Origin of the sequence: Thalassotalea sp. SU-HH00458, assembly GCF_040362795.1 — a bacterium.
Taxonomy (GTDB): Bacteria; Pseudomonadota; Gammaproteobacteria; order Enterobacterales; family Alteromonadaceae; genus Thalassotalea_H; species Thalassotalea_H castellviae.
Window position 1 is genome coordinate 174377 of the sequence record NZ_BAABWW010000009.1, and the last position, 22077, is coordinate 196453.

Consider the following 22077-nt stretch of genomic DNA (forward strand, 5'->3'; position numbering starts at 1 on the left):
TACAACTTTTTCGAGAAATATCAATTCATAGACAGATCAATGACACTTTCGAATCAGTACTGAGCAATAAGTAAATTATTGACAATGACTTTTCTAAGTAAAATCGTGATAAAGTACAATCGGTGGGAACTCTTTTATATATCTATTCAATATCTATTTGATTTTTAATCAACAAAATCAATAACTAAAAATAAAATCTTCCGTAATATTCGCTCGGTTAACAATTATTTTTATTTACATTTTTTTCTACATATATTGCTAATATTTCATTGTACCTAAAGACTGAAATAGCTATGATTTAGCCATTAATAAACTTCCTAAAAATAATAATGCTAAGGCACTTTTTTACATATTATGAAATTTGACCAAGCATTTATGATTGGAACATGCAAAGTGATTCCAATTGAATACGCGATAAAATTTGAAGATCATTCAAAGCAATCAATTCAACCAAAGTTTATTGAAGTACTTTGTTATCTTGCCAAGCATTTTCCACGTGTCATTCCTCGTGAGGAGCTTATAGAAAATGTGTGGGCGGGCAATAGTTATGTAGGCGAGAAAGCTTTAACTAATGCTATTTGGCATTTAAGGCAAAGTTTAAAAGGCAGTAACAACGAAGATGAAACTATTGAAACCATTAGAAAAGTTGGTTATCGATTATTAGTTGCTCCTCAGTACATTGACAACAATGCTGACGATAACGCCCCAGTGAGTTCTCAGGATAATTATCTTAGCACGTTGACTCAACCAAAAAGCCTAGTATTTGCCTGTGTCGTATTCCTTGTTTTAGGTTTGATGTTTAGCTTATTTAAAACGCCTCAAAATTTTGATCAAGCAGTGATTAAACAAATTACTAAAAGTCCCGGCAGTGAACTTTTTCCTTCGCCATCTCCTGACGGCACGCAAGTGGTTTTTAAATGGCTGACTGATAAACACAACAGTAATTTATATATCAAAGATCGCAATAACCCTCAGTTAACACCAAAACAATTAACCTTTGGTAACGCCTATGTCGGTCATTCCGTTTGGAGTAATGACGGGCAATATTTATACTTTTCACGAAAAGACAAAAATAATGATAGTTGCCAAGTGATCCAGTTAAAAGTTTTAACTCAGCAAGAAAAACCGATTGTCGACTGTCCCACCAAGGGGGGTTATTATTACTTAGATATTTCTCCTGACGATAATACCTTAGCATTTCATGGCTACCGAGAACCAGCAGATGAAAGTGGTATTTATTTCATCGATTTAACTAACAATGAAAGTCAGCCTGTACGCTTTTCCTGTAGTAATAATTGCGACTATAAAGAGCGTGATTTTGCTTTTTCGCCAGACGGTAAAAGTATTGCCGTTACCCGACGAATCAATAGATTTAATGAAAATATTTATTTAGTCAATTTAGCGACCAAAGAAGCGGAGCAATTAACAAAAGGTGAAGAAGATATAGTTGGCTTAACTTGGCATCCAGATGGCGAAAAATTGGTTTTTGGTGCACAACGAGCAGATATACGCCGAGGATATGTGTTAGATATAAATTCTAAAGCTATTAGCAACTTTCAATTTGAAGGGTTTAGTTACCCTGCTTTTGCCAGAAAGAGTAAAGAATTGTTTTATCAACAACGCTATGAAAAATATTATTTAGCCAGTTTACCATTAGGTAACAATGTTGCTTCAAGCCCTTTCCCTATTATAGAGTCCGAGTTTAGTCATCTAGATCCCCATTATTCGACTAAGCAGGATCGTATTGCCTATGCCTCAAATGAATCTGGTTTTTACGAATTATGGATTTCAGATACACAAGGGTTAAATAGACAACAATTAACGTTTTTAAAACAGACCATTCGTTATCCTAGATGGTCGCATTCTGGCGACAAAATCGCTTTTCTTGGTCCCGTAGAATCAGACAAAGCTGATAAAATATATATTTATGATTTAACCACTAACACGTTATCCATTGTGCCAAGTATGCACCAAATTCATAATCGCCCAACTTGGTCGTGGGATGATAATGCTATTATTTCAGCCGTTTATGAAAAAGAATACGTTGATTTGCATTATATAAATATAGTAACGGGTGAGAGCACCCGACTATCAAATGATGGTAGTCGTTTCGGTATCATGACGTCACCGACAACCCTTCTTTATACGGGTGAACGCAAGGGTTTATGGCAATTAGAATTAGCTTTCGAGAACCAAAAATTATTCAATAATTATGCAAATAACCAGCCTTTGAATAAGGTAAGCGGTAAAATATTTAAAACGACTTACACGTGGGATCACACCGAACAAGGCGTATATTTTCATCAAAAATACGATAAACACCATCAAATATCGTTTTATAACTATGCTGAGCAACAAAGCACGCCAATCTTGAGGTTACCCAGAAGTACGCTGAGAACCAGTACAACCTTAAGTAAAATAGCCAAGAATAATGAACTTTTATTTTCTCGAGCGTATTCTCCTCAAGCTGATATTAAATCCTTGAGTCACCCTTTGTTATAACGTGAACTGATTAATAGAAACTCGAGCAGTCAGAGTGCCAATGTTAACACTCTGTCCTCTAAGCACCTGACGGATAATAATTAACTCAGATAATTAACTAGCGCCTATGAACATAAGGTTTAAGTCAATTACCTTTCGGTATTCCAATTAAATAAGTACGCGCCTAAGACTAAAAATATTGCTGACATAATTGCTAAGACACCTAAGTGGTAGCTAATATCGGCTAGGCTAGCTCCCTCTGTAATTATTTTACGCGCACCAGCAACTAAATGAGTGAGCGGTAAGAAATCAGCTATCGTTTTGAGTGCATCCGGTGCTCCTTCTAAACTAAACCAAACGCCAGAAAGTATCATCATCGGCCACGAGGCTAAATTGAGTAACCCCCCTATTAATTCTTCACTTTTACTTCGACATGCCACCAATAAACCTAAAGTGATCAAGCTAAATGCCCCTAATAGACCGACAATAAATAAATCCAAGTAACTGCCGAGCATGTAAAAATCAAAAAAGAAATTACAACCAATGTACACCACAGATGAAGTAAACATTACGATAAAAGCACGAGAAAGCAATTGTGCACTGACAAACTCAAAAGCAGAGAGCGGTGTTGCTTTTAAACGCTTTAATACTGAATTTTTACGATAACGAACAATGACATAGCCGACACCGAAAAGGCAACCAAACATCATATTCATCCCTAATACACCAGGTAAAACCCAATCAACATAACGAATTTTTTTACCTTCAGAAGTTAGTTGTTGAAAATTTTGATGAGTCGCTAGAAATATTTTCTCGACTAGATAACCATTAGGTGATTGTTGATTCACCCAATATTGCTGTGTTGAAAAATCAATCAGCATATCTAAACTATGCTGCGATAATTTTGTTTTAGCTAACGCTTTATCTTGATAATCAACAAAACTAATAAATTTAGTGTCTAAAAAAGAAGATTGTGCCGAAGATAAATTCATTACCCCAACTTTATATGCAGCTTTGCCATCCCCAGAGAAAACAAATGACATACCGACCAACAATAAAATAGGAAATGCTAAGCTCCAGCCTAATGAAGATTTATCACGAAAAAATTCAATATTTCGCGCTTTCACAACAGCTAAAAAACGTTTGAAATTCATATTATTCCCTCAAAGAATGGCCGGTTAGTTTTAAAAATAAATCATCTAAATTGGCAGATTTTACGTGTAAGCCTTCCAGTGAAACTTGCTCTTGCATTAATAATGCTAATGTCGATTCTACTTGAGTTGTGGTGATTTCGACTCGTTCGCCAATAACTTGCCATTGATGCTTTTCAATTAAATCAGCCTTAACTTGCACCAAAGGTAAATAGATAAAAACATCAGAAAAATGCTTATCTAATAAGTGATGCGGTGTACCACTTTCGATAATTTTACCTTTGTCCATGATCACAACTTCATCACATAATTGTTCCGCTTCATCCATATAATGGGTGGTTAGCACAACCGTTTTATTACGTGCTTTAATATTCTTGATCAACTTCCAAAAATTTCGACGCGCTTGTGGATCTAACCCTGTGGTGGGTTCATCAAGAAACACTATTTCCGGATCATTTATCAGCGCAAGTGCGAGTAATAATCGTTGTCGCTGTCCTCCCGATAACAACCGATTATCTCGATCAAGAAAGTCGCCTAAATCGCATAACTCAATTAATTGCTCGTGAGATAAAGTATGCTGATAAAAAGCGGTGAATAAATCTAGCGTTTCTTTGACCGTTAAAAAATCTTGTAAAGCAGTATTTTGAAACTGAATGCCTATTTGTTGAGAAATATCGGCATGAATTGGTTTGCCATAATACTCAACAAATCCCGACGATGGTTGAATAATACCTTCCATTATTTCAATTGTTGTGGTTTTGCCAGCACCGTTTGGCCCTAACAATCCAAAACATTGCCCCTTTTCTATCGTAAAATCGATACCGTCAACCGCATTCACATCATTATAAATTTTAGTTAACTCTTTTACTTCAATGACTGTTGTCGTCAAAGGTAACTCCTTTTTGGCCTTAACAATTATCAGAAATGGTAACCTGCAAATTGCCAAATTAATACACTGTTGACTGAATAAATAAAAAAGCAGGGGAAATCACTGTGATAAGTATTCAATATCTTAATTTTCACTGATCCTACTGATGTTTTTCGTTTACTTATCACTAATCATTCACTTTTTACGCTATTGATAATAATTATCATTTGCATTCAGGTGGTTTATGACTTAACCTAAACTAACATTTATCAATCAAGTAAAATAAATGGAGTGTTGAAAATGTTAATGAACCACACCAATATTGACCAAAATTTAGCACAGGTTGCATTACCGACAAATGTCCTAGAGAAGCTAATATCACTCGGTATCGTTCATGGTGATCAATGTCGTTGTTTAAATAAAGTCGCCAAGCAAGTGATCTGGCAAACTTTATTGAACAACAGCGCCCATATTGCACGATAAGTTAAAAGGAATCTAAAATGGAAAAGTCTACTTCGACATTAAAGTCTTTTGAAAATTGGTTGCAAATTTTAATGAATACTTACCAATGCCACCCAAGTCATGGTTTAGCACAGGTGATAAATTATTACCTAGTACGAATTATTCATGATGAAGAGATAAAATGTGATCATCGTAAACTAATGAAATATTGTTCGATGAAAAAATTTTGGCATTGGCGCAGTGCTTAGTAAACACTCTCAGTTTTTTATCAGTATAAAAATACCACTTCGTTAAAGGCTTACGTTTTAAAGTTTTTGAACTACGTAATTCACGCCGCCGATGATTGTATTATTTAATTCTTTTTTACCTGTTAAATCAAACTCTTGGCAAATACTCTCGATGCTTTGTTTTTGTATTAATCGTTTGATTAAAATTTCAATTAAACGCTGTTTTTCAGCATCATCATGCAAACTATTGTTTAAGTTAGTCGCAAGAAAGTGAATCAACTGGACATGCAGACTATAACTACAGTTATCAAATAAACTCTTTCTCGTGATAAAATTTTCAATCACTTGTCGATCATAATCAGTGAACAAAGGTAAATTTTCTGTCGGCCATTGCTGAATAAGCTCAATGATCACTTGCGCGCTGATATTTTGATATTGTTCGTTGAGCAAATAAGTAAAACTTCGATAAAACCGCTGTTGTAATTGAGCGACTAAATCATCTGCTTTAGTATTTAACGCTTGTAAATACATACTGGAATGCTCGCCGCTGGCTTTATCCACTGAAAAACCTAAACGCACTAATTTATAATGAGCTTTGTGCCAAAAACGTAATAAAGCTTCATTAGCGCCGAAACTCGTGCCAAGCATATCAATGTGGTTTTGCTCAGCATAATGTTTTACATGGCTTAAAAGCTTTAAACCTAAGCCTAGTTGTTGAACACAGGGCAATACGGCAATGCGCATGATACGTAAATACTGAAAATCAAATGCCGTTGAGCAATGATTATGCAAAAATAAAGACTGCGGTAAAAATTGATTTTTTAACCGCCGTTTAGCGTTTGCTACCTGACTTATTTCGTGCTCTTCAGCGCCGCCTTCTTTAACCGTCAACGCAACGGCAACTATTTTCTGTTTAAATTCTAAGACAAATAAACGCAGTGCTTTATTATTTAACAATAGCTTTAAATCACTTGGCGAAGTTTGATAATGCGCGGTAATTAATACCGAAAAAATTTGCTGTAATAAGCTTTCATCTGCCATTAATTGTTGTTGTTCAATACAACTAAACACCGCATCTTGGCTGTTAAAATTTTCTTGTAACCTATGTTTCAGATCGGTTAATTCAATGGCTTGTTTATTACCAGCCTTGTTTTCAATAAAAGGCTCTTCAAGGTTACGACTCTTTAATAAAAACGCATCAAAAACAAAAGACTCTAAAGGATCATTTTCCGCCCAACGAATAGGTTGATTGATATGATATTGATTAAAATAAGGCGTTTTTTCAATTAAGAGCTGAGTGAATTTCACAGCAAAACCACGACCTGCTCCTTCATAACCATGTTGTGTTGAAGAAAAAACAACACGAGGGTAAACATCAACTAGTTGCGACAATATATAAACGGGGATTGCCGCGGCTTCATCTATTAATAATAACTGTGCTTGAGGCTTTTCTTTGATCAGCACATCAACTGCAATATATTCAACCCTATGATGATGATAAATAAACCTGTTTTGGATACATTCGCCTTCCGGGCATGATTGTTGTAGTTGTTGAAAAAAAATAGCTAAAGCATTGCTATGAGGCGCCGTAATAATAAATTTTTGCGGCGCTTGGTTACGCTTTTCAGCCATGATTAACTTAGCAACGGCAATTGCCAACGCAGAAGATTTTCCTCTACCACGGTCTGCTGTTAATAATAGCGGACGTTTACGATGCCCTAAAGCTACTTTTTCAATCGCATTCACTGCACATTGTTGTTGAACAGTCTTACAGCCATTTTCTAGCGACGAACATTTTGGTTCTTGTTCGAAATTTAGCTGTTCATTACTATTATCTTGTTGCTCAACAATCACCGGTAAATCATTATCTGTTTGAGAGAGAACAAAGCTAAACGTATCATTTTTGGCTTTGGTTAATATGCGTTGTACAAATAAATTTTCACTTTCAAGTGCTTGCGCTTGGGTGCAACACCAAATCATCACACCGCCTGCGACTATAGTGCCAGAAAGTGCGGCAAATGCATCTGGGTGAAAATCAGGGTCATTAAATAATACAAGCTCATTTTCTCGGCCTAACTGATGTCTAAAGTTAGCAATAACTTCATTTTCATCATCAATGAGCGCTTTGCCAAAGGTGATAGCACATCTAGGCGCTAAACTGCCAACCTCTTGAGATAGTTGCTCAATCATGGTGCCATAAACCTCACTTGCCCAAGCAATATCACCTTGTAAAACGATTAAGCTTCTTTGCCTATTTTTACGCAATTGTTGAGTTAAGGTTTTAAACCAATAACGAATGTCTGATTGACTCACTATGCTGCTTAATTTTCAAAAAGATAGTTTGATTCTAACAAGCATTTTACTAAATCGAAACTATACTAAATATCATTCAATTAGTTGAAGCTTAAATAATAACTAAAGGCTAACAACCTTGATCTAAATCAATATAGTGAATCACGATAATAGAGACAATGAAACCTCTACAAAAAGTAAGGATTTATTCATGACTGAACACAGCTCGCCAGAGCAAATTAAAAAATATGAAAAAAATACTTTCGTCTTTCTAGCTGTTTTTCTTGCGCCTATCCTTTCCATCATCATTGTAGGTGGATTTGGTTTTATGATTTGGATCAGCCAAATGCTGTTTGGCCCGCCAACCTCTTAGTAACTCGACCAAGTATTAACTATATCTATGACTCAACCATTAGAAAACCCTAGCAGAAGAAGATTATTCCGCGGAAAGGTTACCAAACAACCTTCACTGCCTCGTTTACCATGGATAATCAACGAAAATACATTCACTGAACTATGTAATCAATGTGATGACTGCATCTTAGTATGTGAATCTAACCTTATTAAAAAAGATGAATTAGGTTTTCCATTTGTAGACTTTTCTACCGATGAATGTACTTTCTGCGGCAAATGCCAAGAAGTCTGTCAAAAACCGCTATTTCTTGATAAAAACACTATTGAATCTAACCAGACCCAACCTTGGCCAGGCACGATAACAATTAACCAAAAATGTTTAGCACAGAACCAAATTATGTGCCAAAGCTGCCAAGATGTTTGCGAACCTCGCGCCATATCATTTAGTTACAAAACATCAAGCATTGCAGAGCCAACGATTAATTTAGCCGATTGTAATCAATGTGGTGCATGTATTTCTACCTGTCCACAACAAGCAATTACATTAGATTTAGCAAACAATATTGAGGTGGTTCATGACTGAAAATATTTTGCACATTGACAAAAATTCAACAAATAAACAGCAACCTTGTGAATATCATGTCGCCAGCTTTGTAGCTCATGCGATTAAAAAAAATATCACACAAGTGACAGAAGAAATAACTTGCACTGAGGGTGCTGAAATACATGCAGTGAGTGAAGAAGGAAAAATTGTCTTTACCCTAGAAGCCTCTAGCCAAAAGAAAATAGGCTTCTTAATTGACCAGTTAAAACATCATGTCGGGTTATTAAGTTTATCCCCGATATATCATCAATTTCTAACAGAAGAATAATAGGTACCAATATGACTATTAATCGCCGAGAATTTATAAAAGCTAATGCTGTTGCCGCGGCTGCTGCGGTTGCCGGAGTATCTATCCCAGCTAATGCCACCAACCTTATTACCAGTAGTGATGTCACTAAATTAAAGTGGGATAAAGCGCCTTGTCGTTTTTGTGGAACAGGTTGTAGCGTTAATGTTGGCGTAATGGATGGTAAAGTCGTTGCCACCCATGGCGATATAAAATCGCCTGTAAATAAAGGTCTTAACTGTATTAAAGGTTATTTCCTTTCAAAAATTATGTACGGCAAAGACAGATTAACTACCCCGCTACTCCGTATGAAAAACGGTAAGTTTGACAAAGAAGGTGATTTCACGCCAATAACTTGGGATGCGGCTTTCGATATTATGGCGGAAAAAACCAAGCAAACCTTAAAAGAAAAAGGCCCAACCGGCATTGGTATGTTTGGCTCTGGTCAATGGACGGTATTTGAAGGTTACGCGGCATCAAAATTAATGAAAGCTGGTTTTAGATCCAACAACATCGACCCAAATGCTCGTCATTGTATGGCATCAGCTGTTGGTGGTTTTATGCGTACTTTTGGTATTGATGAACCAATGGGTTGTTATGATGATATTGAAGCAACGGATGCAATGGTGCTTTGGGGTTCAAATATGGCCGAAATGCACCCTATTTTATGGACACGTATTACCGACCGCCGCTTAAGTGCACCACATGTTAAAGTTGCCGTACTATCAACGTTTGCACATCGTAGTTCAGATCTTGCTGACAACAGTATGATCTTCACCCCACAAACTGATTTGGCGATTCTTAACTTTATTGCCCATTACATTATAAAAACCAACCGAGTTAATAAAGATTTTGTTAACAAACATACCAATTTTAGGTTAGGTAATACAGACATTGGCTATGGTTTACGCCCAGAACACCACCTCGAGAAAAAAGCCAAAAACAATGGTAAAACTGCCGGTGGTTCTTCGCCAATAAACTTTGAACAATACGCAGAATTTGTAAGTACGTATACCGCAGAATACACTTCAAAGTTATCAGGCGTTCCGGTAGATAACTTAAATGCGTTAGCAGAACTATACGCAGATCCTAAAACCAAAGTTTGTTCATTTTGGACCATGGGTTTTAACCAACATACACGTGGTGTTTGGGCGAATAACCTTGTTTATAATATTCATTTATTAACAGGAAAAATATCAACACCTGGTAATAGCCCATTTTCATTAACCGGCCAACCTTCGGCATGTGGTACGGCTCGTGAAGTAGGAACATTCTCGCATCGTTTACCTGCAGATATGGTTGTGAATAATAAAAAACATCGCGACTTGTCTGAAAAATTATGGAAAATTCCTACGGGGACCATACCACCTAAGCCGGGTTATCATGCGGTGCTACAAAACCGTAAATTAAAAGATGGTGAGTTAAATTTCTATTGGTCTATGTGTAACAACAATATGCAAGCCGCCGCTAACCTTAATGAAGAAGCGTATCCTGGTTATCGTAACCCTAAAAACTTTGTCGTTGTATCAGACCCTTATCCAACCGTTACTGCACAAGCCGCAGATCTTATTTTACCAACGGCAATGTGGGTCGAAAAAGAAGGCGTATATGGTAATGCAGAACGAAGAACTCAAGCTTGGTATCAAATGGTAGAAGCGCCAGAAGGAGCTAAATCAGATTTATGGCAGTTAGTGGAGTTTTCAAAACGCTTTAGAATTGAAGAAGTGTGGCCCAAAGAACTTCTTGATAAAAACCCTACATACAAAGGTAAATCAATGTATGAGGTGTTATATAAAAATGGCCAAGTGAATAAGTTTTCTATTAACCAAGTTCCAACAGATAGATTAAATGATGAAGCGAGACATTTTGGCTTTTACATTCAAAAGGGCTTATTTGAAGAATACGCAAGTTTTGGCCGAGGAAAAGCACACGATTTAGCCGATTACGACAGATATCACGAAGAGCGTGGCTTACGATGGCCTGTTGTTGACGGCAAAGAAACCCTAAGACGTTTTAAAGAAGGCTCAGATCCGTATGTTGAAGCAGGTAGAGATTTTCAATTTTATGGAAAAAAAGACGGCAAAGCCATTATATTCGCCTTGCCATATGAGCCACCTGCAGAGTCACCCGATGCAGAATTTGATATGTGGTTATCAACGGGACGGGTATTAGAGCATTGGCATTCAGGCTCAATGACACAACGAGTACCAGAATTATACAAAGCAGTACCTGACGCGCTGGTCTATATGCACCCTGATGACGCTAAAAATCGAGGCATGCGCCGTGGTGATTTAGTGAAAATAGTGTCACGTCGTGGTGAAGTCCAAACTCGCATAGAAACCCGTGGCCGCAATAAGCCGCCAAAGGGCTTAGTATATATGCCTTGGTTTGACGCCAGTCGATTAGTGAATAAAGTTACCTTGGATGCCACTGATCCCTTATCAAAGCAAACTGACTTCAAAAAATGTGCTGTGAAAGTTGTAAAGGTATAGGAGAAATTTATGAAAACTATGATGAATCATTTAGTCAAAACACTTGTCCTTTTAACGCTTTTCACTAGCTCTGTAATAGCTGCCGAAAAACATGTCGCGACATTACGTGGTGAGGTCAACATTGATACTCAAACGACACCTTCGGCGATTGCAAATACAGTCAATAAAGATATTAAACAAGGAAGGAATTATCCAATGCAGCCTCCGGTTATCCCTCATAAAATTAGAAATTATGAGGTTAATCTCAATTCTAATAAGTGTATGTCTTGTCACAGTAGAAATCGTACAGAAGAGTCTCAGGCTCCTATGGTGAGTGTTACGCATTACATGGATAGAGATGGCAACTTCTTGGCTGAAATATCACCAAGACGTTATTTTTGTAACCAATGTCATGCTCCTCAAAAAGACGTAGAGCCTTTAGTAGAAAATACCTTTGTTGATATGCACACATTAATGAAATCAAAAGTAAATACTAAGAATGAGCATTAGGAGTCTCCGATGAAAGAAATAATAAAAATAGGATGGCAAACGCTGAAAAAACCCAGTGCATATTTCAGTTTAGGCTTTTTAGTCATTGGTGGTTTTATTGCTGGGGTTATTTTTTGGGGTGGTTTTAATACCGCACTTGAAGCAACCAATACCGAAGAGTTTTGTATCAGTTGTCATGAAATGGAAAACAATGTTTATGAAGAGTTAAAAACCACCATTCATTTTTCAAACCGTTCAGGTGTAAGAGCAACTTGCCCTGATTGTCATGTTCCACATAAATGGACAGATAAAATAGCGCGTAAAATGCAAGCTTCTAAAGAAGTGTGGGGGAAAATTTTTGGTACTATCAATACACGTGATAAGTTTCTTGCTCACCGTAAAAGACTTGCTCAAAATGAATGGACCCGGTTAAAAGCGAACGACTCATTAGAATGTCGAAATTGTCATAACTTTGATTATATGGACTTTACCGCACAAAGCACCAGAGCGTCACAACAACATTCTACCTCGCTTGCCGATGGTGAAAAAACCTGTATCGACTGCCATAAAGGGATTGCACATCAACTACCTGATATGAAAGGGGTAGAGGGCTGGTAAATTTATTTACCATGATTATCAAGCCAGCATTTGCTGGCTTTTTTTATGAAAATAAAATAGTTAAAAAGATTTGAAAATTTAATATTTCTTGCCTATGTTACAAAATATGATGAGTCATGAATTAGGCACCCATTATGTCAGATGAAATTTCCGAGAATATTAGTAGTAGTCATGTTGATATTGATGCAGATTTAACGGTTGAAGTTAAAGACTCTGAGGTTAAAGACGCTAGCATTCGTCAACGTATTGATGACTTATTAGAACAAAAACGGTTAAAAGCGCTGTTAGACGACAGTGAAGATTGGTAAATATCATATTAGACCCAAGGCAATATCACTGTAATACGCCTGTGCTTTAGCTTGGCTAAATACAATTAACTTCTAATTTATTCCTTGTTGATTAAGGTTAACCTCACGATAAATGATTTTCGCTGCAAAAATTTCCTGTTAGAATTAAACCACTCCATTATTTAAATTTGATTAACAATGACATTCCTTGAAAAACTTCGTTGCCTATTAACTTTTGGTCAAGGTGTTGCGCTACCTGCCCCCGAAATATTAGCGACAACGTCACCCTTTGAATTATTTCAACAATGGTTTGATGATGCGAACAAATCTGGCATCTTACTTCCTGAAGCTATGTCAGTAAGTTCATGTAATGAAAACGGTCAACCTAGCTCTCGTATGGTGTTGTTAAAATCTTTTAATGAAGATGGCTTCGTCTTTTATACCAATTACAACAGTAGAAAAAGTATCGAGTTAGGTAGTAATAATAAGGTGGCGTTATTATTTCACTGGAATGTTTTACAACGACAAGTACGCATTGAAGGAACCGTTGAAAAAACCAGTCAGCAACAGTCTGAAGATTACTTCCATAGTCGTGATCGTGGCAGCCAAATTGGTGCCTGGGCTTCAAAACAAAGTCAAAAACTTAAACATGACAACGAACTGAAACAACGATTTGAAAAATATCAACAAAAGTTTTCGGGCAGCGAGATCCCACTGCCAGATTTCTGGGGTGGTTTAAGAGTAAAACCTCATAACATAGAGTTTTGGCAAGGGAGAGCAAGTCGTTTACATGACCGTATTTGTTTTGAAAAACATAATGATAACTGGCAATGGTTTAAGCGTCATCCTTAAATGAAGTGTTAAATAGATAGCAGCTTTATTATTTTTATGGTTTAATTTTAAACTATCTACATACACATGATATGACAGATATACACTGGATTCATTTTTGACGCTTCTGAAATATTACATTATTGCCCTGTTATGTATCACACCTTTAACGGCGAATGCTCAAAACGTTATAGTTGGGCTTGAGCCTTTCCCCCCCTTTATTAATGAAGATGGCTCGGGCTTTGCCATCGAAATGTTTAATGCTTTAACACAACAATCAGACCTTAACTTTGAATTTAATTTAATGACTTGGGGTCGAGCTAAAAGAGAATTAAAGTCTCATCATGTTGATCTAATAGGCATTAGTCCTAAAAATAATGAAACTGCTGATTATTATCAGTACGCGAAGGAACTTGATTGGTCATTTATTGCCACCGTCGATCTTTTCTCTAAAGAAAAAAGTAATTTAATATTAGAGAACCTCCCGAATAAAAGTATTGGCACGCTTATCGGTAATGCTGATTTTTTTGCTGAACTGTCTAATATCCCTCGAAATAAGTTTGTTGAAATCAGTAACCTTAAGCAACTGGTTAAAATGATGGATAAAGGGCGCATTAAAACGGTAATATTCGATAGAATATCCATGATGTCGACCATTAAAAAACTAAAATTAGCCAATATTCATTATCGAGAGTTAATGAAAATACCGGCAACTTTTGCGGTAAAAAATACCCCCGACGGTCTGCAATTACAAAAGAAGCTCGATAACTTGATGAGCACTAAAAACATTGAAAAATATCAAGAAAAATTATCCCTATACAACAAATTACCACCAACAGGGATTGTTAACATTCTTGATTAGTTCTGTACTATTTACGTTATCATTAAGTTTACATAAGTCGACGATTAAATAATTATTACAAGAAAATCGCGAACGTTCGAAACAGTACCACACAGAATTAACACCTATGATATTGATAAAACTTGCACTTCACACCTGAGTAGGGCTGTGCTAGATTTATCGTATGCAAACCATCACTTTAATAAAGAAGAAAGTTTATTTATCTGCCCCTCTGACGGTGTGGATAAGTCCTGTTTGTATCTTTCCCAATTAAGGGCGATTAAGTGCCATTATGCTTAATCGTCCAAGTTAAATTCAAATGATAAAAGTTTTATCAACCCAATTACCTTGTTGTTTTCTTTTTATCGATTTCACAAAGTAATTTTAAGTATATATTGCCATTAATTTGATCAACATTGAGCACACAATATGCAAAATAATTTTTGGAGTTACCTCCTAGAAACCACAGAGTTTATTGAATCTTCTGATCAAAAAATCAGCTTAGTTCAACTAGAAGCTCGTCTTAAAAATATTGGTTTTTTATATGAAAAAACCTTTGATCCTGCCGACGATTTTGAAGCATATGTTGCATTAAAATTAATTAATACCATTTCACAAACGATTCAAAATAATACGGTAGCTGAAAATGCCATCTAAGTTTTGAATATACAATGATACCGCCGAGGAGGTTACCTATGAAACCACCAAAAATAACGATTTGCAGTAAAGATTACGATGATCTTTATGACTTATTAGAAAATGAAAAAGATGAATCCTCTTTTAAATTATTAAGAGATGAATTAAACCGCGCCCATATTGTCAATTTTAATGAATTGCCCAGCAATGTTGTTAGGATGAATTCAACCGTAAAATTTACGGTTCAAGACAATCAAGAGTGCTTTTCATTAAAGCTGGTGTATCCACAAGAAGTTAAAAACACTGGGACTATCTCAATTTTATCACCTGTTGGCAGCGCTTTGCTCGGGCTATCAATTGGTCAAGAAATAGAATGGCCACTTATTCACGGCCAAAAAACCGTCGTCCATATTGACGCCATACATTAACTTGCAAACCACTAGTTTACTTATTGTTTAATCAAGGGTTTAAGCTTTCCTGATAAAGAAAGCTTAAACCGTTATTCTGACACGCTTTAAAACCATTCGTTTTCATCTTCTAGCACTTGAATAAAAATTTTCTTGAGCTCAGTGAGATTGATGTCTTTATTTGCATATTGCAATAAATATACTGGATAGGAAAATTCTGGCGCATTAGGCGTAAATTCAAGCGTGCCCTCTTGCACATGTCGATTAATCACACGAGTACGAAAATAGCCACTACCACCACTTTTAAGCATGAGCTGCAAAGCTACAGGGCCTAAACTAATTGAAATTTTACTTCGAGCAAGTTCCGGTAAAGCTTGATCATGAAGGCGTTTGAACTCATCACCCCAATCCACATAAAGATACGGCGAAGGCTGCTCAACCGACTGAACACGGACCAGTTTTTCATCTAATAAATGTTCAACAATGGTGCGTGAGCTATATTCAGGTTGATGGACTAACGCGACGTCTAAACCACCAGATCGAACTTTCTCATTTAATTGCTTTTTATCACCTACTTCAATGGTTATAGCTAACTCAGCTGCCTCTTTATTTAACAACGAAAGTAAAGCTGCTGCGATGGGATTCCATAACGTTAGATCAACGCCAATCGCCAAACTATTGTTAGCCGTATCAGGTAACGGCAAATCCCTTCTCGCCGCATCCCATGTTTGCACCACTTGCCTTGCATAAGATTTAAAGTGCTCACCATTTTTTGTCAGTACCGCACCACTTTTATTTCGGGTGAATAACGTGCAATTTAATGCATTTTCTAACGATTTAATACGCGCGGTGATCGTCGTTTGCGTCACATTAAGTGTGTCGGCTGCTGCACCAAAGGTGCCCAATTCACAAATAGTAAGAAATGTTTTTCCAACGATATAATCCATACCCACCCTTTAATATCAAAATTATAAATAATAAACGCAGTTATTATTCATTATACATAAAGCATTGAATTGATATACCCTCTTCGCACCAAATTTGTGCTTACGAGTCAAAATGGCGCACCAATAATTTTTATACGTTGTACAAGAGATAAAGATGATTACCCCCTCACCAAGCAAATTATTAAAAATCGCGAATTCATTAATGCTGCTCACTGCAATAATCACGGCAATAGCAGTATATTTTGTTTACGGTATTGAAGAAAAGTTAACCATGGTCCAACTCATTGGGGGTCATATTACCATTATGATCATGCCTGCCCTTTTTAAACTTTCTTATGTTTTACGGTTAATTAGTTTAAGAAGTGCAGGAATAGCAGAATGAAGATAAATAAGCTAATGAATGAGTGCCGTCTATTTTTAGGTATTCAGACGATCACCCCCTCTATAAAGGAAGTATTTGTAGCCTCCTTGACGGCATTAATTGCAACATTTTGTATATTTTGCTTGTCAAAAACATTGCTCAGTCAGTTAAATGTAGTGACAGAAGCTTATATTCTAATATCAATTGCCGCTACCTCAGTGTTGGTTTTTGTAGTTCCGCATGGCGTATTGTCACAACCTTGGCAAGTAATAGGTGGTCATTTAATTAGTGCGGTCATCGGGGTATTATGCTTTAAATATTTTGGTGATCACATCCGTATAGCGGCAGCACTTGCAGTATCGCTTTCTATCATGGCAATGATACTTTTTCGTTGCGTTCACCCACCTGGAGGAGCTACAGCGCTCGCTGCTGTTATCGGTGGTGATGCAATCCATCAGTTAGGCTTTTTATATGTGCTAGTGCCAACCTTATTAAACTCACTGCTAATTGTGTTTGCGGCAACCTTGTTTAATTATCCTTTTCAATGGCGTCGTTATCCATCTCATTTGTTTTATAAAAACAATTTAACGACTGAGATTTCTCCTGGAGATAGAAAAAATGAGATCACCACGGAAGATTTTTTAAAATCTATTCATGAGCATGCTTCATTTATTGATGTGACGGATGAAGGTTGGATTGAAATTTTTGAAAATGCTAAGAGACACGCTGAACTTGATGATGTTCATCCTGCTCATATTGAGGCCGGCTGTTCCTACAGTAATGGTAAAATAGGTAAAGCTTGGGAGGTCAGATGTGTCGAGTCAATCGTAGGTAAAAACATTGTTAAGTACAATATAGAAGCAGGTGTGAATATTGGCTTTTCAGGGCAATGCTCCGTAAAGAAGTTTATTCAATGGTCAAAGTTTAAAGCAGAAAAAAATGATACCGGTATTTGGGGAAGAGTCGCGTAAGCTTTCTTCACAAAAATTTGTTACTTTCACCTTAACTACAAAAAAACGCCACTTTAACAGTGGCGTTTTATGTTTTATGTTTTATGAGAGTGTTTTATCAAGTAATTGCTTAACGTTAACCAACTAAGGCTAATAAAATACCCGCAGCAACTGCCGAGCCTAAGACACCAGCAACGTTTGGTCCCATAGCATGCATTAATAAGAAGTTATGAGGGTTTGACTCTAATCCAACCTTATTGGCAACTCGTGCCGCCATTGGTACCGCAGAAACTCCTGCTGCGCCAATGAGTGGATTAACTTTCTCTTTACTCACCTTATTCATCAATTTCGCCATTAATACCCCAGATGCGGTACCAATGGAGAATGCCACTGCACCTAACGCTAAAATACCTAAGGTTTCCACATTTAAGAATGCTTCAGCACTTAATTTTGAACCAACACCTAAACCTAAAAAGATAGTCACGATATTGATCAATTCATTTTGAGCAGTTGAACTTAAGCGGTCAACAACACCAGACTCTTTCATCAAGTTACCTAAACAAAACATACCAACAAGCGGCGTTGCTGCAGGTAAAAAGAAAATTGTCATCAACAACACACCTAACGGGAAAATGACCTTTTCAATTTTAGTCACATGACGTAACTGCGCCATCTCAATTTTACGTTCGTCTTCAGTCGTTAACGCACGCATTATAGGGGGTTGAATAATAGGTACTAACGCCATGTATGAATATGCCGCCACAGCAATTGCACCGAGTAACTCAGGCGCTAATTTAGAGGCTAAAAATATCGCCGTAGGGCCATCGGCTCCACCAATAATAGCAATGGCAGAAGCATCTTTTAACGTAAATTCAAAACCTGGAATGGCGTTTAATGCAATAGCGCCAAATAGGGTTGCAAAAATACCAAATTGAGCTGATGCGCCTAATAACAATGTTTTGGGGTTAGCAATTAAAGCGCCGAAATCGGTCATTGCGCCAACGCCCATAAAAATAAGTAATGGGAAAATCCCCGTATCGATGCCTACATAATAAATATAGTGTAATAAACCGCCAACCTCTGAAAAGCCAGCGACAGGAATATTCGTTAAAATAGCACCAAAACCCATAGGTAATAGTAATAACGGTTCAAAGTTTTTTGCAATTGCTAAGAATAATAAACCACAACCCACGAGCATCATGATCACTTGGCCTAACTCAAAGTTAGCTAAGCCAGTTGACATCCACAATATATGTAACGATTCCATCAGTGCACCCTATGCCATACTTAACAAAATATCGCCAACAGTGACTGAGTCACCTTCTCTGACGTTAATAGAAACAATTTCACCACTACTTACCGCGCGAATTTCTGTTTCCATTTTCATCGCTTCCATGACAATAACGACATCACCGGCTTCGACATGATCACCCTCATTGGCTAACACTTTAAAAATATTACCAGCAAGCGGGGCATTTAACGTTTCATCAGCACTAACAGAGGCTGATTGTTGCGTTTCAGAATCAACAGAAGCCGACACTGAGTTAACACTGCCACTTGGACCAACAACGACTTCATAAACCTTACCATCAACACTCACTGAATAATTTTCTGTTGCTCCTTTAGCTTGACTAGCAGCAGGCGTAACTTTCATATCATCTTTTGAAGGTACTGGTTCAAAAGCATCAGGGTTATTGCGATTTTCTAAGAATTTCAAACCAATTTGAGGGAATAATGCATAAGTTAGTACATCATCAATCACATCATCGGCTAAAGTAATATTTTTCTCTTTAGCGAGAGTATTTAATTCCGCCGTTAAATTATCCATCTCAGGTGAAATTAAATCAGCTGGGCGACAAGTTATCGCTTCTTTTCCATCTAATACACGCGCTTGAAGCTCTGCATTCACTTCTGAAGCAGTGGCGCCATATTCACCTTTTAATACACCTGCGGTTTCTTTGGTAATTGATTTATAGCGCTCACCCGTTAATACGTTTAATACGGCTTGCGTTCCAACAATTTGAGAAGTTGGTGTGACTAAAGGAATATTACCTAAATCTTTACGTACTCGCGGGATCTCTTGTAATACAGCATCAAATTTATCAGCAGCACCCTGCTCTTTTAACTGCCCTTCCATATTTGTTAACATGCCACCTGGTACTTGTGCAGATAAAATGCGCGCATCAATCCCTTTCAAACTGCCTTCAAACTTGGCATATTTTTCACGAACTTCTCGAAAGTATGTTGCCACTTCAGCAAGTTTCTCAGTGTCTAATCCAGCATCACGATCTGTACCTTCAACAATAGAAGCAATTGTTTCTGTTGGTGAATGACCGTAGGTTTGACTCATTGAAGAAATAGAAGTATCAATGACATCAATATCCGCATCAATCGCTTTCATATGAGTAGCAACACTTAAGCCTGTCGTTGCATGACAATGAAGCGCAATAGGTAAAGAAACGGTTTCTTTTAATTTGCCAATCAACTCTTGGCCGTCGTAAGGTTTTAATAAACCAGACATATCTTTGATACAAATTGAATGAGCCCCCATATCTTCCAGTTGCTTGGCCATGGTTAACCAACCTTCAAGCGTATGAACAGGACTTTCGGTATAACTTAGTGTTCCTTGTGCATGAGCACCAACTTTTACTGCTGATTTAATTGCTGTTTCTAAATTACGTACGTCGTTCATCGCATCAAAAATACGAAAAACATCAACACCATTGATATGTGCACGTTCTACAAATTTCTCTACCACATCATCAGCATAGTGGCGATATCCTAAAATATTTTGGCCGCGGAAAAGCATTTGCTGTTTCGTTTTTGGCATAGCCTTTTTTAACGCGCGAATTCGTTCCCAAGGATCTTCGCCTAAATAACGAATACATGAATCAAAGGTTGCACCACCCCAAGATTCAATAGACCAGTAACCAATTTCATCTAATACTGGAGCTATCGGTAACATATCTTCCAAACGAAGACGGGTAGCCAATAATGACTGATGACCGTCTCTTAAGACAACTTCTGTGATACCTAAAGGCTTTGACATGTGAGGATGCTCCTATTTATTTTTACTATGTTGTTGACGATATTGTGATACAGCAGAACTAATAGCCGCCACAACAGGAGGTGCAATTCCCCCTTTATCAACGTTAGTTTTATTTGTTTTGCGTTGAGGTTTTGATTGAATAATAGGATCTGGAAATTTGATCGCTAGTTTTAAGAGCACTTTATTGATAAAAATGATCAATAGCCCTAAAAAAGCAAAAACAAATACCATTCCGGCTAACATTAAAGTACCAGCTTCAATAAATAACTGCGTTAAGTTATCCATGATTTATCTCAATCTATAAAAATGATGGAATTAGAATAATCACTCCAATCACTAAAAAGCAAATGAATTTTCGCCGTTTCAGAAAAAAAAATTCAAGTCAATAGTTAATCAGGCAAATAAAAGCAAATTATTCAAATTTTTTTAATAAAAATTCACTTTTTAGTTATAAAAACAGATATTGTATACAATAACCTAATCAGTAAAATCAATGTATAAAACGGTATAATGCAATATTGTATACAATCATACTTTAATAATAACTACTGAATACACCTTGAATATTTATCATTTACAACCGTGGATAAAATCAAATAATGCGCTTTATTTGGTCGAGAAGTGATTAAATTATAATACCCCACAACAATTAATCTTGATGATTTTAGAAAGAAGCTAAACTCGCTGCTAGTTTTATAAAACTAGCAGCAGTTTATCCATGATGTTAACAATCAAACTGACTTTTCAAGCAAATCGTAATTTTGATATATATTTATCAAGTTAATCATTAAAGCAGTTGACGAGGTTACGGGTCAGTACAAATTTTAAAGCTATTCAACAAACTCAATACCCAACTTTTTTCTAGTTCGAGATTGGTTTTACTCTCTCTTGTCATTAAAAAATCTGAAAATCCATTCATCATTTGTGGAGGAATATCATCGATAGTCTTAAAGCCCATTGACCAGTTGGAAAAACTTCTTTTTTCAATACTTTTTCTTTGAAGAACAGAGTGTAGTGTATTTCTATCATCTCTTAATATCGATTGATATATATCATCTACTACCACTTCGTCTCCTTCGAGCACCTGCATGAAGTTCTCTTTAGCATATAGCAATAGTCCTGTGACATTATACTTATCATTTTTAATTCTAGATTGTTGTAAAAGTTCGAATAAGTCCTTCTCACTCACCTCTCTAGTTGCGCAGCTAATATAAATTAATTGAATCATTTAATTCCCTAATAACTCATTAAAATAATTAAAATTGATAGTAACACTCACTTTATTCACTTGTTAAGAATAAGCGTAAGGAAAATACGAAGCAAATATAGATAATTTAACTTTTTAAAACAGAAAAATAATGAAAGTTCATAGAAAGAGGATTAGATACAAAAAAGCCCTTGTAACCAGGGGCTTTAGTGCTAATGTGGCGGACGCGGCAAGAGTCGAACCTGCGACCGGAAAGGG

Annotated in this window: 24 protein-coding genes; 16 read left to right on the top strand and 8 right to left on the bottom strand. The window is 36.7% G+C overall.

The window, feature by feature from the left end; translation table 11 throughout:
• The first annotated feature begins 354 nt into the window (after positions 1-354).
• The gene (locus tag ABXH06_RS14515) at positions 355-2502 is read left to right on the top strand and encodes a winged helix-turn-helix domain-containing protein (RefSeq protein WP_353518672.1); all 2148 of its coding nucleotides are present in this window, start codon (positions 355-357) and stop codon (positions 2500-2502) included.
• Positions 2503-2630: 128 nt separating this feature from the next.
• Here the strand turns inward: ABXH06_RS14515 and ABXH06_RS14520 are convergent, their stop codons facing one another.
• Positions 2631-3635, bottom strand: a complete 1005-nt coding sequence (locus tag ABXH06_RS14520) for an ABC transporter permease (RefSeq protein ID WP_311583044.1) — start codon at positions 3633-3635, stop codon at positions 2631-2633.
• Position 3636: 1 nt separating this feature from the next.
• Positions 3637-4521 (bottom strand): ABC transporter ATP-binding protein, encoded by an 885-nt coding sequence (locus tag ABXH06_RS14525; protein ID WP_311583041.1) that lies wholly within the window; start codon positions 4519-4521, stop codon positions 3637-3639.
• A gap of 279 nt (positions 4522-4800) precedes the next feature.
• Between ABXH06_RS14525 and ABXH06_RS14530 the strand changes: the two genes are divergently transcribed.
• Entirely contained in the window at positions 4801-4983 is a 183-nt protein-coding gene (locus ABXH06_RS14530) for a hypothetical protein (protein ID WP_311583039.1), read from the top strand.
• Between the two features lie 17 nt (positions 4984-5000).
• On the top strand, positions 5001-5210 hold the full coding sequence (locus tag ABXH06_RS14535; RefSeq protein ID WP_311583037.1) for a hypothetical protein: 210 nt from the start codon (positions 5001-5003) through the stop codon (positions 5208-5210).
• 57 nt (positions 5211-5267) lie between these two features.
• Here the strand turns inward: ABXH06_RS14535 and ABXH06_RS14540 are convergent, their stop codons facing one another.
• Complete coding sequence (locus tag ABXH06_RS14540; RefSeq protein ID WP_353518673.1) at positions 5268-7502, bottom strand: tRNA(Met) cytidine acetyltransferase TmcA domain-containing protein; 2235 nt, start codon at positions 7500-7502, stop codon at positions 5268-5270.
• A gap of 190 nt (positions 7503-7692) precedes the next feature.
• On the opposite strand from ABXH06_RS14540, the gene napE reads away from it, so the two are divergent.
• From napE to rnk, 11 genes are all read left to right on the top strand, one after another.
• A complete protein-coding gene (gene napE / locus ABXH06_RS14545) occupies positions 7693-7854 on the top strand; it encodes a periplasmic nitrate reductase, NapE protein (RefSeq protein WP_311583032.1) in 162 nt (53 codons plus the stop codon).
• A 27-nt stretch (positions 7855-7881) separates the two neighbouring features.
• A complete protein-coding gene (gene napF / locus ABXH06_RS14550; RefSeq protein WP_311583029.1) occupies positions 7882-8418 on the top strand; it encodes a ferredoxin-type protein NapF in 537 nt (178 codons plus the stop codon).
• Positions 8411-8707 carry a chaperone NapD gene (locus ABXH06_RS14555; protein WP_311583027.1) on the top strand — a complete coding sequence of 99 codons (297 nt, stop codon included), beginning with the start codon at positions 8411-8413 and terminating at the stop codon, positions 8705-8707. Before napF ends, ABXH06_RS14555 begins: the two co-directional genes overlap by 8 nt.
• A gap of 11 nt (positions 8708-8718) precedes the next feature.
• Positions 8719-11217 carry a nitrate reductase catalytic subunit NapA gene (gene napA, locus ABXH06_RS14560; RefSeq protein ID WP_311583024.1) on the top strand — a complete coding sequence of 833 codons (2499 nt, stop codon included), beginning with the start codon at positions 8719-8721 and terminating at the stop codon, positions 11215-11217.
• Between the two features lie 9 nt (positions 11218-11226).
• On the top strand, positions 11227-11706 hold the full coding sequence (locus tag ABXH06_RS14565) for a nitrate reductase cytochrome c-type subunit (protein WP_311583020.1): 480 nt from the start codon (positions 11227-11229) through the stop codon (positions 11704-11706).
• Between the two features lie 9 nt (positions 11707-11715).
• A complete protein-coding gene (locus tag ABXH06_RS14570; RefSeq protein WP_311583017.1) occupies positions 11716-12303 on the top strand; it encodes a cytochrome c3 family protein in 588 nt (195 codons plus the stop codon).
• A 134-nt stretch (positions 12304-12437) separates the two neighbouring features.
• Entirely contained in the window at positions 12438-12611 is a 174-nt protein-coding gene (locus ABXH06_RS14575) for a PA3496 family putative envelope integrity protein (RefSeq protein ID WP_353518674.1), read from the top strand.
• 177 nt (positions 12612-12788) lie between these two features.
• Positions 12789-13442, top strand: coding sequence for a pyridoxamine 5'-phosphate oxidase (gene pdxH, locus ABXH06_RS14580; RefSeq protein WP_353518675.1), 654 nt, complete (start codon positions 12789-12791; stop codon positions 13440-13442).
• Between the two features lie 97 nt (positions 13443-13539).
• Entirely contained in the window at positions 13540-14283 is a 744-nt protein-coding gene (locus tag ABXH06_RS14585) for a transporter substrate-binding domain-containing protein (protein ID WP_311583009.1), read from the top strand.
• Between the two features lie 408 nt (positions 14284-14691).
• Positions 14692-14919: a hypothetical protein gene (locus ABXH06_RS14590; protein ID WP_311583007.1), complete on the top strand. Its 228-nt coding sequence runs from the start codon at positions 14692-14694 to the stop codon at positions 14917-14919.
• Between the two features lie 38 nt (positions 14920-14957).
• On the top strand, positions 14958-15326 hold the full coding sequence (gene rnk, locus ABXH06_RS14595) for a nucleoside diphosphate kinase regulator (RefSeq protein WP_311583004.1): 369 nt from the start codon (positions 14958-14960) through the stop codon (positions 15324-15326).
• 86 nt (positions 15327-15412) lie between these two features.
• On the opposite strand, the gene ABXH06_RS14600 is transcribed toward rnk, so the two are convergent.
• Complete coding sequence (locus ABXH06_RS14600) at positions 15413-16252, bottom strand: LysR family transcriptional regulator (protein WP_353518676.1); 840 nt, start codon at positions 16250-16252, stop codon at positions 15413-15415.
• A gap of 154 nt (positions 16253-16406) precedes the next feature.
• On the opposite strand from ABXH06_RS14600, the gene ABXH06_RS14605 reads away from it, so the two are divergent.
• The gene (locus tag ABXH06_RS14605; protein WP_353518677.1) at positions 16407-16634 is read left to right on the top strand and encodes a hypothetical protein; all 228 of its coding nucleotides are present in this window, start codon (positions 16407-16409) and stop codon (positions 16632-16634) included.
• A complete protein-coding gene (locus tag ABXH06_RS14610; RefSeq protein ID WP_353518678.1) occupies positions 16631-17584 on the top strand; it encodes an HPP family protein in 954 nt (317 codons plus the stop codon). The genes ABXH06_RS14605 and ABXH06_RS14610 overlap by 4 nt, the downstream gene beginning before the upstream one ends.
• Positions 17585-17699: 115 nt before the next feature.
• Here ABXH06_RS14610 and ABXH06_RS14615 read toward each other — a convergent pair whose 3' ends face one another.
• From ABXH06_RS14615 to ABXH06_RS14630, 4 genes are all read right to left on the bottom strand, one after another.
• Positions 17700-18830, bottom strand: a complete 1131-nt coding sequence (locus ABXH06_RS14615) for a sodium ion-translocating decarboxylase subunit beta (RefSeq protein ID WP_311582994.1) — start codon at positions 18828-18830, stop codon at positions 17700-17702.
• Between the two features lie 9 nt (positions 18831-18839).
• Positions 18840-20612, bottom strand: a complete 1773-nt coding sequence (gene oadA / locus ABXH06_RS14620; protein ID WP_353518679.1) for a sodium-extruding oxaloacetate decarboxylase subunit alpha — start codon at positions 20610-20612, stop codon at positions 18840-18842.
• A gap of 12 nt (positions 20613-20624) precedes the next feature.
• The gene (locus ABXH06_RS14625; protein WP_311582989.1) at positions 20625-20897 is read right to left on the bottom strand and encodes an OadG family transporter subunit; all 273 of its coding nucleotides are present in this window, start codon (positions 20895-20897) and stop codon (positions 20625-20627) included.
• Between the two features lie 520 nt (positions 20898-21417).
• On the bottom strand, positions 21418-21840 hold the full coding sequence (locus ABXH06_RS14630; protein WP_353518680.1) for a BLUF domain-containing protein: 423 nt from the start codon (positions 21838-21840) through the stop codon (positions 21418-21420).
• Between the last annotated feature and the right edge of the window lie 237 nt (positions 21841-22077).

Bases quoted from the DNA above. Each gene is read 5' to 3' on its own strand.
- rnk (WP_311583004.1), top strand. From the start codon at position 14,958: ATGAAACCACCAAAAATAACGATTTGCAGTAAAGATTACGATGATCTT.
- ABXH06_RS14600 (WP_353518676.1), bottom strand. From the start codon at position 16,252: ATGGATTATATCGTTGGAAAAACATTTCTTACTATTTGTGAATTGGGC.
- napE (WP_311583032.1), top strand. From the start codon at position 7,693: ATGACTGAACACAGCTCGCCAGAGCAAATTAAAAAATATGAAAAAAAT.
- ABXH06_RS14590 (WP_311583007.1), top strand. From the start codon at position 14,692: ATGCAAAATAATTTTTGGAGTTACCTCCTAGAAACCACAGAGTTTATT.
- oadA (WP_353518679.1), bottom strand. From the start codon at position 20,612: ATGTCAAAGCCTTTAGGTATCACAGAAGTTGTCTTAAGAGACGGTCAT.
- ABXH06_RS14530 (WP_311583039.1), top strand. From the start codon at position 4,801: ATGTTAATGAACCACACCAATATTGACCAAAATTTAGCACAGGTTGCA.
- ABXH06_RS14520 (WP_311583044.1), bottom strand. From the start codon at position 3,635: ATGAATTTCAAACGTTTTTTAGCTGTTGTGAAAGCGCGAAATATTGAA.
- ABXH06_RS14515 (WP_353518672.1), top strand. From the start codon at position 355: ATGAAATTTGACCAAGCATTTATGATTGGAACATGCAAAGTGATTCCA.
- ABXH06_RS14575 (WP_353518674.1), top strand. From the start codon at position 12,438: ATGTCAGATGAAATTTCCGAGAATATTAGTAGTAGTCATGTTGATATT.
- ABXH06_RS14610 (WP_353518678.1), top strand. From the start codon at position 16,631: ATGAAGATAAATAAGCTAATGAATGAGTGCCGTCTATTTTTAGGTATT.
- ABXH06_RS14625 (WP_311582989.1), bottom strand. From the start codon at position 20,897: ATGGATAACTTAACGCAGTTATTTATTGAAGCTGGTACTTTAATGTTA.
- ABXH06_RS14535 (WP_311583037.1), top strand. From the start codon at position 5,001: ATGGAAAAGTCTACTTCGACATTAAAGTCTTTTGAAAATTGGTTGCAA.
- pdxH (WP_353518675.1), top strand. From the start codon at position 12,789: ATGACATTCCTTGAAAAACTTCGTTGCCTATTAACTTTTGGTCAAGGT.
- ABXH06_RS14615 (WP_311582994.1), bottom strand. From the start codon at position 18,830: ATGGAATCGTTACATATATTGTGGATGTCAACTGGCTTAGCTAACTTT.
- ABXH06_RS14555 (WP_311583027.1), top strand. From the start codon at position 8,411: ATGACTGAAAATATTTTGCACATTGACAAAAATTCAACAAATAAACAG.
- ABXH06_RS14570 (WP_311583017.1), top strand. From the start codon at position 11,716: ATGAAAGAAATAATAAAAATAGGATGGCAAACGCTGAAAAAACCCAGT.
- napF (WP_311583029.1), top strand. From the start codon at position 7,882: ATGACTCAACCATTAGAAAACCCTAGCAGAAGAAGATTATTCCGCGGA.
- ABXH06_RS14605 (WP_353518677.1), top strand. From the start codon at position 16,407: ATGATTACCCCCTCACCAAGCAAATTATTAAAAATCGCGAATTCATTA.
- napA (WP_311583024.1), top strand. From the start codon at position 8,719: ATGACTATTAATCGCCGAGAATTTATAAAAGCTAATGCTGTTGCCGCG.
- ABXH06_RS14630 (WP_353518680.1), bottom strand. From the start codon at position 21,840: ATGATTCAATTAATTTATATTAGCTGCGCAACTAGAGAGGTGAGTGAG.
- ABXH06_RS14565 (WP_311583020.1), top strand. From the start codon at position 11,227: ATGAAAACTATGATGAATCATTTAGTCAAAACACTTGTCCTTTTAACG.